Annotated in this window: 10 protein-coding genes and 1 pseudogene; 1 reads left to right on the top strand and 10 read right to left on the bottom strand. The window is 41.9% G+C overall.

The genetic code is table 11. From position 1 onward, the window contains the following. The first annotated feature begins 403 nt into the window (after positions 1-403). Positions 404-1,192 (top strand): C15orf41 family protein, encoded by a 789-nt coding sequence (locus EQO05_RS05705; RefSeq protein ID WP_128504619.1) that lies wholly within the window; start codon positions 404-406, stop codon positions 1,190-1,192. A 205-nt stretch (positions 1,193-1,397) separates the two neighbouring features. Here the strand turns inward: EQO05_RS05705 and EQO05_RS05700 are convergent, their stop codons facing one another. The 10 genes and pseudogenes from EQO05_RS05700 to EQO05_RS05655 all read right to left on the bottom strand — a co-directional run. Beyond that, positions 1,398-4,622 carry a DNA double-strand break repair ATPase Rad50 gene (locus EQO05_RS05700; protein WP_128504617.1) on the bottom strand — a complete coding sequence of 1,075 codons (3,225 nt, stop codon included), beginning with the start codon at positions 4,620-4,622 and terminating at the stop codon, positions 1,398-1,400. Continuing rightward, entirely contained in the window at positions 4,619-6,430 is a 1,812-nt protein-coding gene (locus EQO05_RS05695) for an exonuclease SbcCD subunit D (protein ID WP_128504615.1), read from the bottom strand. The genes EQO05_RS05700 and EQO05_RS05695 overlap by 4 nt, the downstream gene beginning before the upstream one ends. 602 nt (positions 6,431-7,032) lie before the next feature. After that, complete coding sequence (locus EQO05_RS05690) at positions 7,033-7,509, bottom strand: HNH endonuclease (protein WP_164888477.1); 477 nt, start codon at positions 7,507-7,509, stop codon at positions 7,033-7,035. Between the two features lie 258 nt (positions 7,510-7,767). Beyond that, positions 7,768-8,130 (bottom strand): hypothetical protein, encoded by a 363-nt coding sequence (locus EQO05_RS05685; RefSeq protein WP_128504611.1) that lies wholly within the window; start codon positions 8,128-8,130, stop codon positions 7,768-7,770. A 193-nt stretch (positions 8,131-8,323) separates the two neighbouring features. Continuing rightward, the gene (locus tag EQO05_RS05680) at positions 8,324-8,959 is read right to left on the bottom strand and encodes a sarcinarray family MAST domain-containing protein (RefSeq protein ID WP_128504609.1); all 636 of its coding nucleotides are present in this window, start codon (positions 8,957-8,959) and stop codon (positions 8,324-8,326) included. 4 nt (positions 8,960-8,963) lie between these two features. Next, positions 8,964-9,521 (bottom strand): hypothetical protein, encoded by a 558-nt coding sequence (locus EQO05_RS05675; protein ID WP_205793717.1) that lies wholly within the window; start codon positions 9,519-9,521, stop codon positions 8,964-8,966. A 250-nt stretch (positions 9,522-9,771) separates the two neighbouring features. Beyond that, positions 9,772-10,398: a sarcinarray family MAST domain-containing protein gene (locus EQO05_RS05670; RefSeq protein WP_128504607.1), complete on the bottom strand. Its 627-nt coding sequence runs from the start codon at positions 10,396-10,398 to the stop codon at positions 9,772-9,774. A 1-nt stretch (position 10,399) separates the two neighbouring features. Beyond that, entirely contained in the window at positions 10,400-11,977 is a 1,578-nt protein-coding gene (locus tag EQO05_RS05665; protein WP_205793715.1) for a hypothetical protein, read from the bottom strand. A 17-nt stretch (positions 11,978-11,994) separates the two neighbouring features. Beyond that, entirely contained in the window at positions 11,995-12,642 is a 648-nt protein-coding gene (locus EQO05_RS05660; protein ID WP_128504605.1) for a sarcinarray family MAST domain-containing protein, read from the bottom strand. Then, positions 12,639-13,959, bottom strand: a pseudogene (locus tag EQO05_RS05655) (hypothetical protein); the annotation flags it as partial. The gene EQO05_RS05660 and the pseudogene EQO05_RS05655, both read right to left, overlap by 4 nt.

Here is a 13,959-nt window from a genome sequence, read left to right as displayed (position 1 = left end):
TGCGTTTCGCCGGTTTATCACGCCGTCAAGCCGTTTTCGATAAAGCATGCGTTTTTGACAAAACTTTTTTGAAAAAGTTTTCGCTCAAGCCTTTTTTGAAAAGGCTTGCGATCAAGGATTTTTTTGAAAAAGTTTGTGAGAAAGGCTTCGGACCTGCGACGAAAAAGTGTCTTCTCCACTCCGGAGCTTCTGAAGCGAATCGGCTCAGCATATCAAAAATGCGGCTGCTCCGGGTTTCAAGGCATTGATTATGATTATAAACTATGAGCATAGAAGAAATCATGAGGAAATCAATTACACGTCTGAGAGACTTTTGATATCGTAAGATTCCCGTCTTTCATTCTGCTTAACTTCCACATTGCGTGCCCGGGAAGAAAACAAAAAAGGGATATGATGATTCAGGATGGACCGCCAGACATACCAGAAAATATACAGTTCACTGCACGACTTTAAAGATGTTTTTCGCCTTTCGGAGGAATATTCCAAACCTGTAGGCGTACTTGCAACAATTCTCAACCAGAAAATCGTAAAAAAGACGAGATTCAAACACAGGAAGATTTACTCCAGAGAGAACGAACTTTTTTTAAAATGGAGACAGGGGCGTACTATCCTTGATCTTGCGGAATACACGGGCTTTCCTCCGACTCTCATGGCTTCGCTTATAATGAAAAACTGTGAGATTTCCAAGAAAAGTATAAACTGGCTTTTCAAAAACGTGGATTTAATCGAAAACCGCCGCCTTAGAAAGGAAGTCAAAAGAGCCCTTGAAGCCGATCACTTCTTTTCGCCTCACGCACATGAGATGCAGTGTAAGAAAGGCGAGATGGGAGAAGCCGTTATCCAGAAATGGCTTGATGATAGGGAAATTCCTTATTGCACCGAAGCAGAGATTCGGGCCAAGGGAGACGGCAAGACCCCTGACTTTGTCCTGGCAGACCCGGTATGTATAGACAACCTTATGGTCAACTGGATTGAAAGCAAAGCCCTTTTCGGAGACGACTTCGAACACGAACACTATTCGAAGAAACAGTTTCGGGAGTATGCCGAGATCTTCGGAGAAGGCATGGTTGTCTACTGGTACGGGTATCTCGAAGATCTTCCTGCCGAGGGCTATCTTGTAAAGAACTATAGCTTTTTTGAGGAATACAAAGAGGAAATTGACGGACTGTTTAATTACCTGGTATACTGGTAATCCGCAAGCCTTTCTCACAAACTTTTTCAAAAAATGTTTGATCGCAAGCCTTTTCAAAAAAGGCTTGAGCGAAAACCTTTTGAGAAAAGGTTTTATCGAAAACAACGTAGCGGCGTGATAAACCGGCGCAACGCAAGCCTTTTCAAAAAAGGCTTGAGCGAAAATCCCCATGTAACGGCGTGATAAACCGGCGCAACGGTTTAAGTTAAACCTTTACGATAGACGACATATTTGTAAGAGGGTCTTTTTCTACCTGGAAGATGTGGTCTGCAGAGTCTATAAGCGTCTCGTCATGGGAGACCACAATAATCTGGCCTACCCCTATGCTGCGCATCAGGTCTATGAGTTTCAAAAGCTGGTTTATGTGCCCGCGGTCAAGAAAAACGGTGGGCTCATCAAGAATCATAGGTGGAAGCCCATCTGCCCTGTCTCCGCCAAAACCGAGAGCAAGAAGCCTGTAAATCGCACAGCGCAGCACCAGGTTAAAAATGGCTCGTTCTCCCCCGCTAAGGAGTTTGGGTTGAAGAGGAGTGCCGTCTTTTCTGTAAACCGTAAGGTTATATTCCGGGTCGAGTTCGATATGGGAATAGGCATTATTTGCATACATGAAGCTGAACATTTCATTCAAAAGGGTAGACAGAGCCCCTATATTTCTTGCCCGCATATCAGCCCGAACACGCATATACATGTTCTCAAGTTCCTCAGCATTGTTATACACGGCTTCGAGATATAATTTCCTGTTTTCAAGAGCCCTTAGTTCATCTTTCAGCTCATTGCGGCGTTTTAAGCTGTTCTCGACCATACCGGCTTCTTTCAAAAATGCATCTTTTGCAGCCGTTATTTGTCGGATTTTTTCGGAAAGGCTTGCCTGATACGCTTCAAACTTGCTGCGTTTATCCTGCAGATCCTCGAACCTGCTTCCCTGGAGCTTTCCTTCAAGCTGTTTTACCCGCTCGTTTCTCTCAAGGATCTCCCGGTCAAAGAAGCCGATCTTTTCCGTAAGGTTCCTGATAGAAGCCTCAAGCTCGGAGATTTTGTGCTTTGTATTGTCCATGCGAAGAAGGTTTGCCCTGAGCTTTTTCGCCTGCAGGAGGAGATTTTCGCTCTCCTGATGAGATTTTTTTGCCAGGTCTTCTTTTTTCTTCAGGGCTTCAAGCTCAACTTCCAGAACCCTGAGTTTCTCCTTTTCCAGATTTTCCCTTCCGGCAAGCCCTTTCAGTTTCTCATTGAGCTCTTCAAGCCTTTGCCCGTAATTTTCGATCAATGCAAGGAAAGTCCTTATTTTTCCATTCAGGGTCTCAATTTCCGAAGCGTTTTCGGCAAGCTTTTTCTCAAAAGCTTTTGCGTCTCGAAGCATTTTTTCGCTCTCGCTGTGAGCTTTCAGGGCTGCTTCCTCCCAGCCCTGCAGAGCTTTTATATCTGGAAGGAGCTGTCCCATCTTAGCCTCAAGTTCCTGTTTTTGTTTATTGAAGCTTTCAAGTTTAAGGGAATCTTCCTCGAACCGGATTCTATGGATCTTTATCCTTTCCTGGAGCTCTTTTGCCTTATTCCTTAGTTTTTCGGTTTCAAGGTCATAATCCGAAATCCGTTTCTCCAGCTTTTTTGCGTCCTTGAGCCGGTTGATTTTTTTCTCGATTTCAGCCTGCTGGAGCTTTATATCAAGAAGTTCTGCTGCAAGCTTTTCTCTCTTCTGCTCGGATTCCTCGGTCGTGCAGGCAATCTCAGAGCCTTTAAGTTCCTGCCCACAGGTAGGGCACTTTCCTTCGGCAAGCAATTGCTGGTTTTTACGGAGAACCTTTTCAAGCTCCCTGATGGTAGCCTCACGCTCTTTTTCCTGTCCATGAAGCCTGTTTTTATTTTCCAGCAGTAACTCACTGAGATATTCAAGGTCCTCAAGCTGTTCCCCGGTAAACCCGAGCCCCTTTAGCCCCGTGGAAGCTTCGGATTTCTGTTCCTGGACTTCCAGAGCTGCCCTTTCTTTCTCCCGGAGCTCTTCTTCAAGAATCTCAATTTCGGTTTTACCTTTCCGAACTGCTATCCTGTAATTTTGAAGTTCTTTATCAAGTGTGAGAAGGTTTATGTCTCCGGTTTCCTTTTCTTTGAAGGCAAGGGCAAGCTTTGTTGAGGCTTCGTTTTTCCTTTCACGCAGAAGGTTTTCTTTTTCTTCCAGTTCCTTTATGAATAAAGGAATCTCGTAAGTTTCGGAGAAACCTGTACCTTCTTTTGCAGTTTCTTTAAGCCTTTCGTTCTCTTCTTCAATTCTCAGGATACCTTTCCTGTTTCCTTCGATTTCCCCGTTTGCAGCCCCTATATCCGCCCTGCACTGCATGAAAGTGAGTTCGGTTTCAGCTTTTTCCTTTTCGAGGTCGCTTAAGGCTTGAGTGTGCACTTCTTCTTCCCTGAGAAGTAGAGCAAGTTCTTTTGAAATCCCATTAACCTTTTCCCTGGCCAGGAATTCCTCCTTTTCCTGCTGCAAGATCAGAGTCTCAATATCAAGGTTTCCAAAGCCGCATTCTTCCCGGATAGATTTATTTTCTTCTCCCAACCCGAGCAGGGCCTGTCTCTGCTCATGAGATTCTCCTGAGAAGTTTTCCCTGTCACGGATGCAGCCAGCTTTGCTTTCCTGGGATTTAAGCAGAGCCTGTTTCAGGGCATGAATTTCCTGAAGCCGTTCCCTGTGCTCTGCAATCATGAGGTCGAGCTTTTCTTTCTGGGCTGCTGCAGTCTCTTTGTTTTCATTAAGCTTTTTTAAGACAACATCGCTTTCCTTTATTTTCTGCCTTAGCCCGTTCAGTGCGGCATGCGGTTCCTTATTTTCAATTCCTTCGATTTCGGCTTTTACGCTCGAAAGACTGTTGCCGGTATCCCTCTGAAGCCTTCGGACAGCCGTTTTCGCATTGCCTGCCCTTTCCCTGTACTCTTCAAGCTTTCCAAGCTGCAGCAGGTCATCGATCATGCGCTGCCTGTCTTTTGGCTTTGCATTAATGAGTACATCAATTTCGCCCTGCCGGATATAAGCGCAGTTTCGGTATGCTTCCTCGTCCATATTCAGAAGGGAACAGACCTCTTCATACGTCCGGGTAGCCTGATCGACAATACTTTCCCCATCGGCATAGAGCACGCATTTCGAATTCGAAGCGCTCTCACTCCGAGAAGAATACCTGAAAGCCTGTTCGATAAGGTAATCCTGTCCCAGATGCTCAAAATCCAGGCTTATTTTGGCATTTTCAGCCCCTTTAAAAATTACATCCGCAAGTACGAAATCTTTTGAGAGGATTTTGCTTCCGAAGAGCCCCATAAAGCAGGCTTCAAGCAAACTGGATTTCCCGCTCCCGTTAACCCCGGAAATAACCGTAACACCGTCTTCGAATGTAAAATCCAGCTTTTTATAACTTCGGATGTTTTCGATATACAGGTTTTTGAGCTTCACAGGTAATCACCAAGGTTATATTGTCGGGGTATGGCAGATTTTCCTTTTCCCTTATTCTGCCCTGTCTTTCCCCCTTTTTCGATTAACTCCGTAGCCCTGGCAGGTTTTTCTTCAGGCAACTTCTCGGTTTTGCCTGGCGTTTCCATTTCAGGTTTGCCTTTATCCCCGAGCTCAGGTAATTTCCGAGTTTCCTTCTCAGGCTTACTTTCAGCAAGCCCACTAACAGGTTTAATTTCAGGTTTAGTCTCGATATTACTCTCGGGTTCAGTTTCAGGTTTACTATCGGATTTACTCTCAGGTTCAGTTTCAGGTTCAGTTTCAGGTTTACTATCGGATTTACTCTCAAGTTCAGTTTCGGATTTACTCTCAGTTTCGTTATCTTTGGCTTCCAGAAACTCGATTTCGTTTCCGGGATTGCTCGCGGCTAAAGCTTCAATTCCCTTTCTGGGGAGCTTATTTTCAATGTCCTCGTTTCCGTCTGAAGTTCTGAGAACACCTGAGAGTTCAGTAATTTCAAGTTCTCCGGCGATTATTCCGGCAGGTCTGAATTTCCCCGCAAGCCCGGTTTCTCCTGAGAATTCAACGGCAGGGCTTGCTGGAATCTCTATCCCGAAATCTGGGCTTCTGAAGTCCGCAGCTTTAGCTTCAATAAGCTTTGAGAGCATTCCTTCGGTCTCTTCATCCACTCTTGACCTGGAAATGTTTGGGCTCCGCACAATTTCATCAATAATCAGCCCGCCGTCGTTTAAGCTCATTCTCCCTATCTCGTCTGCAACGGCATGGTCAGGATCGGAAAAGGCGACCTTTAAAACCTCCTCCGGGATGGATTCTTTTGTCCTCCTGTCCTTGACATTTGACACCAGAGCCCCTTTCTTAAGCAGGTATTCCTCAAGCTCGCTCTGGGACAGGACTATCCCCGAATCTCCGGAAATCTCCAGATGAACCACGGACTCCGGAATTTCTTCAAGATATTCGCTTACTCTGGAAAAGATCTGTTCATAGGGCTTATCTTCCCCGTTCAGCTCTACCGGGATAGAAAGGAAATTTCTAGTCGGAATCGTGCGCCTGCTGATTTCAACTCCTTTTTCGGAAAGCGTGATGAGATTGTAGGAACGGGCGTCCTTTTCGGAAACGGCATTCCGCTCCGTACTGCCGGGATAAGTGATCCAGGTTTCCCCTGTCTTGTTTTTAGTTATTGCATGTTCATGGTAGTCGCCAAGAAGAATCGCATCAACCCCGAAAGGAAGGTTTTCAAGTACCTCATCACAGTCCCACTCCGCATATGGGAAAGGATTCACAATCTGATGCATTACAAGCAATTTCCAGCAATTTTTCGCAGGGATAGAAGGGTTAGAAAGTGTGGAAAGGGTGGAGTCCGGCTCCTCAAACCCTGAATAATCGAATATTGGAATCTTTGATTTCGGGACGCTGTCGATCCCGTAAATGGCTGCATTGCTCACCATAAGCGGCTTTTTCCCAAGCCTTGCCGCAAGTCCCATTTCTTCAAAAAGGTCAAGCCACTGGGTACTCTGCTTGCTCTCATGGTTCCCGACAATCCCGAAAAAAGGTATGCCAGCCGCCCTGAGCCGTGCCAGGATATTCATGGTTTCAAGAAGGTCTTCAAGGGTCGGGTTCCTCGAATCAAAAAGGTCTCCCGCATGCACTACGGCATCGACCTGCATCTCAACCGCATCGTTCACGACAAGCTCGAAAGCTGCAAAAAAATCCCGTCTCCGAGCTTCACTGTGGTACTGCCTGTATCCCAGATGCGTGTCAGCAGTATGGAGTATCCTTATTTCCCTGGCCATGTTTCGATCAGTCTCTAATTTTTACCCTATAAGGCTTTCTATATTAGTACTTAACTCATTTAGACAGAAAACAGACTCCAGCCAAGTAAGGAAGTTAACAACTTTCGCGCTGGAAAAGTGGCGAATCGACATAAATCTGACATAAGATTCAAAAACAGGTTTCCGATGGTCAGGGGTTAAGACAGTGATATCAGTCCAGGGGAGCCGGAGTAGCATTTTCGGTTATCGCTGTCCTGGCAGGTGCGCGGCTGGAGCAATCAAGCTTCAATCAAACGGAAATAATTTCATAAGCTAGAGAAATCATTACTAAAAGCCAGTAATTAGAGCTGTAGGATAAATACACTACAAAGGCGGCAGAAGGGTATTTTGTTTATAGAAAGCAAAAATATTTACGTAATTACATAAAAAGTTATATTAAAATTTTAGTGTTTCTCTGGATAGTCAGACTGGTAAAAGGGAAGATAATGTAAAGGTTAAGGCAGTTCCTTGGATTATACTTGTTAAAGGGTTCTGTCGACCCATGCATTATCATGATACCGAATTTTGATTACATTTATCGCTTATAGGATTTCGAGAGACAAAGATCGCAAAGATATCAATAATCATATTACAAGGATGTTTTTAATGCCGTCAACTGTAACTCTTCTAGAACTTGATAACACCTTTATGTAATCTTCCTTATTTGGAAATACGGGCAATTTGGATTCGAGATCAAATATCCTTACTAGTTTCTCAAGTTTCGCTGTTGCAAGGTTCTCTAATAAATTTTTTTTCGTAACTTTTTTCTCACTTGTTCTGGGCTCTTTTTTACTTACATGTGGATCACCAAATTTTTCACGATATTTCTCAATTGACTTCGTGCCCATTCCTCTATTACAAGGACCACAAATAGGTCTTAGATTTGAGATGTTATCATTACCACCCTTGGCTACTGCTTTGTTATGTCCAACTTGAAAATCCATTACATGAATCGTCCTTATCTTACAACAATAACATTTCCCTTCAACTTTGTTACCCATATATTTGATCCAAACGGCGTCTCTAGTATTTTTATCAATTGTTCTTCTTTTTTCCGTCAAAATCCCCCCAAAGTAACAAAAATTTGTTAGTATATATTTATGCAAAACTGATATAAAAATGTTAGTAAGAAAAATTTCAAGGTTTTGAACAACAATATCACCTGAACAAAAAATAGAGAAAATAAAAAATTCCATTATATCCGAAAAGTCATTCTTTTGATACGTTCTAAATTCAAAGCACAGAAAAGAGGGAAAAAGTACAGATTTTCCCTGGAATTCATTTTTATAAAAATAAAAATGGAGATTTTACAGGCTAATTTATACACACCTTCTAGGATTTTCGACCTCTCTTTTAAGAATTTCCATCCAGTCCGGGGCCTCCATGCCGGGATATTCGTATCCTAAAAGCAGCACCTCACTGAATTCTTCGCCTTCAACCGGCATGGAGCCGGTTATCTCATAGGTCGGGAACGGGACCGGAAGGACGCCTTTTACAGTTTCGTCAATTTCCAGTTTCGTAAGCCTGGTGAGATTGTCCGTAAAAAGTACTTCTTCGCCACTGCTCGCGGTCACGATAGGTATTGTACGGATCGAGTGATACAGACATGATTCAACCACAGCGAACCCCAGTACGAGTTCCTTCCAGATTAAGGGTTTATTCTGCTCGTTTGTTTCTGCCATTGCTTATCCCCTACAGCTAATATTCAGTTTAACAGGTTTTGAGCTTGTATTTTTGAGCTTATAGAGAGGATATGACCGTAAGCGATAAGTCCTTTTCTTTCGGGAAAATCAACGTCAGAAGTTAATTTCTTTGCCTTCATAAAGCTAGAATTTCTCGAAAGATATATTAGAAATATTCCTGAAAGGAGTATTTCTACTGGCGGGAGAATATGAAGAATACAAGCGCAAGCGCCATAATAGCAGTTAATAAACTGGAAGCTGGTGCAGATGCCGCTGGAGTAGATGAGTTTTCTGAGGCTTGTTGCTCTTGGGTGGATTGACTTTCGGACACAGGTTGCTCAGAAGTAGGAGTTTCGCCTTCGTAGTATTCGTTGGAGATAGTGCAGTAGGCGACAGTAAAACCTCCGTTTACTAGTGTTTTTCCACCAGCACCTAACTCATCAACTTGATATACAAAATCTATAGGTACACTTCCACCTGCCCAACTTTCAGTTGGTTTTACTATCCATTCAAAAACTTCCGTTGAATTCTCTTCTATAATTTTCCCATAATACTCTTCCATTCTTGAGGTTGGTCCATCTACTATGACAAAATCTTTGTCTCCAAGTTCACTTAGTTTGACAGAAACATAACATTTTTGATGCACTGTAAAATCAATCCTAACTTTGAAGGGTTCTCCAATCTTTAAAAGAGGTTTTGCTATTTCTTTTCCAGGAAGTATCTTGTCGTTGTAGTAAACATCTATAGAGCCATATGGACTACCAGCAGAAGCTATTCCTACCAAGAAGATAAATATCACTCCTAAAGTAGTCAAACCGATATATCTCATACTTTCACCCCATTTCCAGTATCAAATTATCATACTCAATGGATTTTTCCGTGTGACTGCCCAATTTATCTCCAACACCCTTCGGGCCTGTTCCAACAATTGTCGAGGCATATCCGTTAAACCGAAACTTTAGGGGAATATTCTCTCCAATTATTATTGGGGATCCATCAACATTCTGTTTAAATGGATGCTTTACAAGGTCATCTTTTCTCACGTACCTCTGCCCCTTATGCCCAAAATAAGGCTTTGGAATCACCTCATTATCATTATCAGTAACGGTAAATGTTTGATATTTTCCCACAATTTCATATGTCCATAGATTCACTGTGAAAATCCAGTGTGGAGGCAACAACGGCAATCCACACGGAACAGCTGCCATCGTCCTATCTAGCCTTTTTGTTACCTTATCTCCTGCTTCACCGGAATATCTGTCAACGGTTTCATTTGCCAGGTTTTTCAATTCCTTATCAACTCTCCCAAAGCCGGCATCAATAACTGTACCTTCGTTTACTGTAACTATACAGATTCCATTTGCAACCCCAATTCTGATGTCAGTGTCCACTCTGTTTAGAGTAGCTTCAAGCTCGTCAGATTCAACAGGTGGGTTTGAATTTCGGATTTCAGATTTTATGATCGCAGAGAGTTCAACTGCGAGTTCATTAGTAGATTTCTGGATTATCTGATCGTCAGAGAGGCTATTCAGGTAACTTTCTGTAACCGCCTCGATATCACTTCAACTTTATTCAGTGTAACTTCAGATTAATTGAGTCAATCCAAAAATTAGAAACAAGTTTAATATTCCCCCAGAGTTTCTACTGATGGAAGAATCTGAGGGATACAAGCGCAAGCGCAACAATAGCAGTTACCAAACTGAAAGCTGGCGCAGATGCCACTGGGGCAGAATTTTCTGAGGTTGGCTGCTCTGGGGTGGGTTGGGATTCAGAATTCTCAGAAGCAGGAGTTTCGCCTTCATAGTATTCATTGGAAATAGTGCAGTAGGCGACTGTGAATTCGCTGTTTACTACAGGTTCAGGATTGCCTTTTTCTACGATTGAATAGTGAAAATTGATTGGAATTGATCCACCGGCCCATTTATCTGTTGGTATGACTGTCCACTCAAAAACGTGGGATTCATTTGCCTTCAAAATTGTGCTCGAATATTTATCCATTTTTGAAGGCCCTTCTATGACCTCAAAGTAACCTTCACCTAGTGTTGTGAGTTGACCAGATACTTTGTATTCTTGATAGACAGTCATATTTATTTTGAGATTAAATGGTTCTCCAATCTTAAGGAGAGGTTTTGCCACTTCCACGCCGGGAAGAAGATTATCATTGTAATACACATCATATGTGTAAAGTTTCCCATAAGGATTAGATGCATTTGCCAGGCTAATAGTTGCTATTAGTAATGATATTATGATCAGGTATTTTACTTTCATATTATACACCATATTCTGTAAGGAGGCTTTCAAATGCAATTGATTCTTCAGTAGACTCTCCTATCTTATCTCCTACTCCCCGTAGTCCGGGACCAACTATAGAAGTTGCATACCCGTTAAACTTAAATCTAATTTTCCTATTATCACCTAACTTTATATTATAGCCGAACTCGTCTCTTTTTATAGGATCATAAATTTCTAAACTTTCCCTTACGTATTTTTGCCCCTTATGCCCAAAATAAGGCTTTGGAATCACTTCATTATCGTTATCGATAAGTGTAAATGTCTCATATATTCCAATAACCTCATAAGTCCATACATTTATTGTAAAAATCCAATGCGGCGGTAGCACCGGCAGTCCGCACGGAATACTTGCTATAGTTCTGTCCAGCCTTCTTGTTACCTTATCTTTTGCTTCACTGGAATACACATCAACTGTTTCATTTGCTAGGTTTTTAAGTTCGCTATCGACTCGCTTAAAATTAGCATCAATAATTTCACCTTTATTTATTGTAACTGCACAGATTCCGTTTGCAACCCCAATTCTGATGTCGGTGTCCACTCTGTTCAGAGTAGCTTCAAGTTCATCTGATTCAATGGGTGAATTTGAACTCCGGATTTCAGGTTTTATGATCGCAGAGAGTTCAACTGCGAGTTCATTAGTAGTAGACTTCTGGATTATCTGATCGTCAGAGAGGCTATTCAGGTAACTTGCTGTAACCGCTCTAACTTCGTCTTTTTTAATCCAGTCTGAGACAACCGGATTCGAGTTTATTTCTTTGACTACATTTTCAATTATCTGAGCCCTCATCTCCGGAGCATAAGTATGCTTCAAGTTGTAAACTTCTGTGTCAAGTTGAGTTGTATCCATTGAGATATTCTGTTCACTGAGATTCTGCTCAAGCAGGAAAACTTCTATGTTCAGGTTGGAAATGCTCTGGCTGATTTGCTGGGAAGCTTCTGTTTTTACGTACTCATTGCTTGAAGAAATACCGTCTGCTATTTCCTCTGAAATTCCGGTTGTGAAAATACAGGTGTTCCGAACGCCAAGAGGATAAATCGTTTTTCCTTTTGGATCTTTTAATTCGTACTCTTTCCTGAGGTCGAAATCAGGATCATGGTAAAGATAGTTGGGTTTCTGGTCAACAATGATTGTCAGGTTTTCTGTCCAGTTGTATTTGCTTTCCGGCTGACCGGTAACAATCATTGTGGAGATTATACCCATATCTCCACCAAGAGCTGAAGCAGCCCTTTCCACTGCCGGATTGTTAAAAAGAGTCATTGGACCTGAGGTCACGCTGTCAAATGAACTGGTGTCAATGCCTTTCTTCTCCAGAGCTTTAAGAATGTAAGCATTGAGATCCGAGTCCAGTTTACGGTTCTTCCGATCTATATCTTCTATTAGCCTGTTATAAACCTCGTTTTTAGCAATGTACCGGGCAAAATCGCTTGAAGCGTACATTTTTCCTGACGGAGTGAGGTACTGCTCTCTGTTTACGTAAGCTTCGCTGTATTTGTCGGCAGCATCAGAGCAGCAAGAGTCGGACTTTTTACTTCTATTGTCAATAACAGTAAACACCTGATATTTTCATCAATTTATTGATGGAAGAATCTGAAAAATGCAAGCGCAAGCGCCAGAATAGCAGTTACTAAACTGAAAGCCGGTGCAGATGCAGTCGGAGAAGATGAGTTTTCTGAGGTTGACTGTTCTTGGGTTGGTTGATCTTCAGACGTATGTTGCTCAGAAGTAGGAGTTTCGCCTTCGTAATATTCGTTAGAGATAGAAGGGTATGCTATAGTAAACCCACTGTTTACTAATGTTTTACCACCTGCACCGAGTTCATCAATTTGGTAAACGAAATCTATAGGTAAACTTCCTCCTGCCCAGTTTTTAGTAGGTGCTACTGTCCATTCAAAAATTTCTGTTGAGTTTTTTTCAATAACTTTTCCACAATAATCATTTGTTCTTTTTGTTGGTCCATCTATTATAACGAAATTACCCTTCCCAATTTCGGATATCATTGTAGATACGTAATATCTTTCATATACCGTGAAATCTACCCTTACTTTAAATGGTTCTCCTATTTTTAAAGTCAGATGTGGAACTTCATTGACATCTAATAGTTTTCCATTAAAATAAAGATCATACTCATAAATATCTCCATAGGGATTCGATGCTGTTCCTACTTCTGTAAATATAATTAAGCCCAAAGTCAAAAGTAATATTTTAAAAAAAAGCTTCATGTTAGTCCTCCCGTTTCTAACACAAGACTGTCGTAGGCAAACGACTTTTCGTTCTTGCCGCCGGTCTTGTCTCCTACACCATTTGGACCTGAACCTACAATTGTACTGCAATAACCATTTAAGTTAAAAACAATACGAGTATTCTTTCCTAACCATATGGGATTTCCTATTTCGTCAACCTTGTATGGATGTCGGACTCGATCCTCTTTCCTCACATATTTTTGCCCCTTATGCCCAAAATAAGGCTTTGGAATCACTTCATTATCGTTATCTATAAGTGTAAATGTTTCATATATTCCAATAACCTCATAAGTCCATACATTTATTGTAAAAATCCAATGCGGCGGCAGCACCGGCAGTCCGCACGGAATACTTGCCATGGTTCTATCCAGCCTTCTTGTTACCTTATCTTTTGCTTCACTGGAATACCTATCAGCTGTTTCATTTGCTAAGTTTTTAAGTTCGTTATCGACTCGCTTAAAATTAGCATCAATAACTTCACCTTTATTTATTGTAACTTCACAGATTCCGTTTGCAACCCCAATTCTGATGTCGGTGTCTACTCTGTTCAGAGTAACTTCAAGTTCATCGTGTCCAACCGGTGGATTTGAGTCTCGAATTTCAGACTTTACAATAGCAGAGAGTTCAATTGCGAGTTCTTTAGTAGTAGATTTCTGGATTATCTGGTCGTCAGAAAGGCTGGTCAGATAGCTTGATGTAATCACCCTGACTCTTTCTACTTTAATCCAGTCCGAAACAACCGGATTCGAGTCTATCTCTTCAACTATATTTTCAACTATTTGAACTCTCATTTCCTGAGCATAAGTGTGTTTCAAGTTAGAAACTTCATTAGTCAGACTAGTTGTATCCAGGGGGATATTCTGCTCGCTGAGATTCTGTTCAAGCAAGAGGACCTCTGCATTCAGATTAGAAACACTCTGGCTGATTTGCTGAGAGGTTTCGGTTTTTACATATTCATTACTTGAGGAAATACCGTCTGCAATTTCATCGGAGATACCTGTTGTGAAAATACAGGTATTTCTGACGCCCAAAGGATAAATCGTTTTTCCTTTTGGATCTTTTAATTCGTACTCTTTCCTGAGGTCAAAATCAGGATCATGATAAAGGTAGTTCGGTTTCTGGTCAACGATCAGTGTCAGGTTTTCTATCCAGTTGTATTTGCTTTCCGGCTGACCTGTAACAGTCATCGTGGAAATTATTCCCATATCCTCCCCTAGAGCTGAAGCAGCCCTTTCCACTGCCGGATTGTTAAAAAGAGTCATAGGACCTGAGGTTACACTGTCAAATGAACTGGTA

Source organism: Methanosarcina sp. MSH10X1 (genome assembly GCF_004099695.1).
Classification (GTDB): Archaea; Halobacteriota; Methanosarcinia; order Methanosarcinales; family Methanosarcinaceae; genus Methanosarcina.
The sequence above is the reverse complement of the archived record's forward strand: the minus strand, read 5'-3'. Positions and strand labels throughout refer to the sequence as shown.

Excerpts from the sequence above, each read along its gene's own strand:
- EQO05_RS05660 (WP_128504605.1), bottom strand. The coding sequence starts at position 12,642 with ATGAAGCTTTTTTTTAAAATATTACTTTTGACTTTGGGCTTAATTATA.
- EQO05_RS05705 (WP_128504619.1), top strand. The coding sequence starts at position 404 with ATGGACCGCCAGACATACCAGAAAATATACAGTTCACTGCACGACTTT.
- EQO05_RS05680 (WP_128504609.1), bottom strand. The coding sequence starts at position 8,959 with ATGAGATATATCGGTTTGACTACTTTAGGAGTGATATTTATCTTCTTG.
- EQO05_RS05685 (WP_128504611.1), bottom strand. The coding sequence starts at position 8,130 with ATGGCAGAAACAAACGAGCAGAATAAACCCTTAATCTGGAAGGAACTC.
- EQO05_RS05670 (WP_128504607.1), bottom strand. The coding sequence starts at position 10,398 with ATGAAAGTAAAATACCTGATCATAATATCATTACTAATAGCAACTATT.
- EQO05_RS05695 (WP_128504615.1), bottom strand. The coding sequence starts at position 6,430 with ATGGCCAGGGAAATAAGGATACTCCATACTGCTGACACGCATCTGGGA.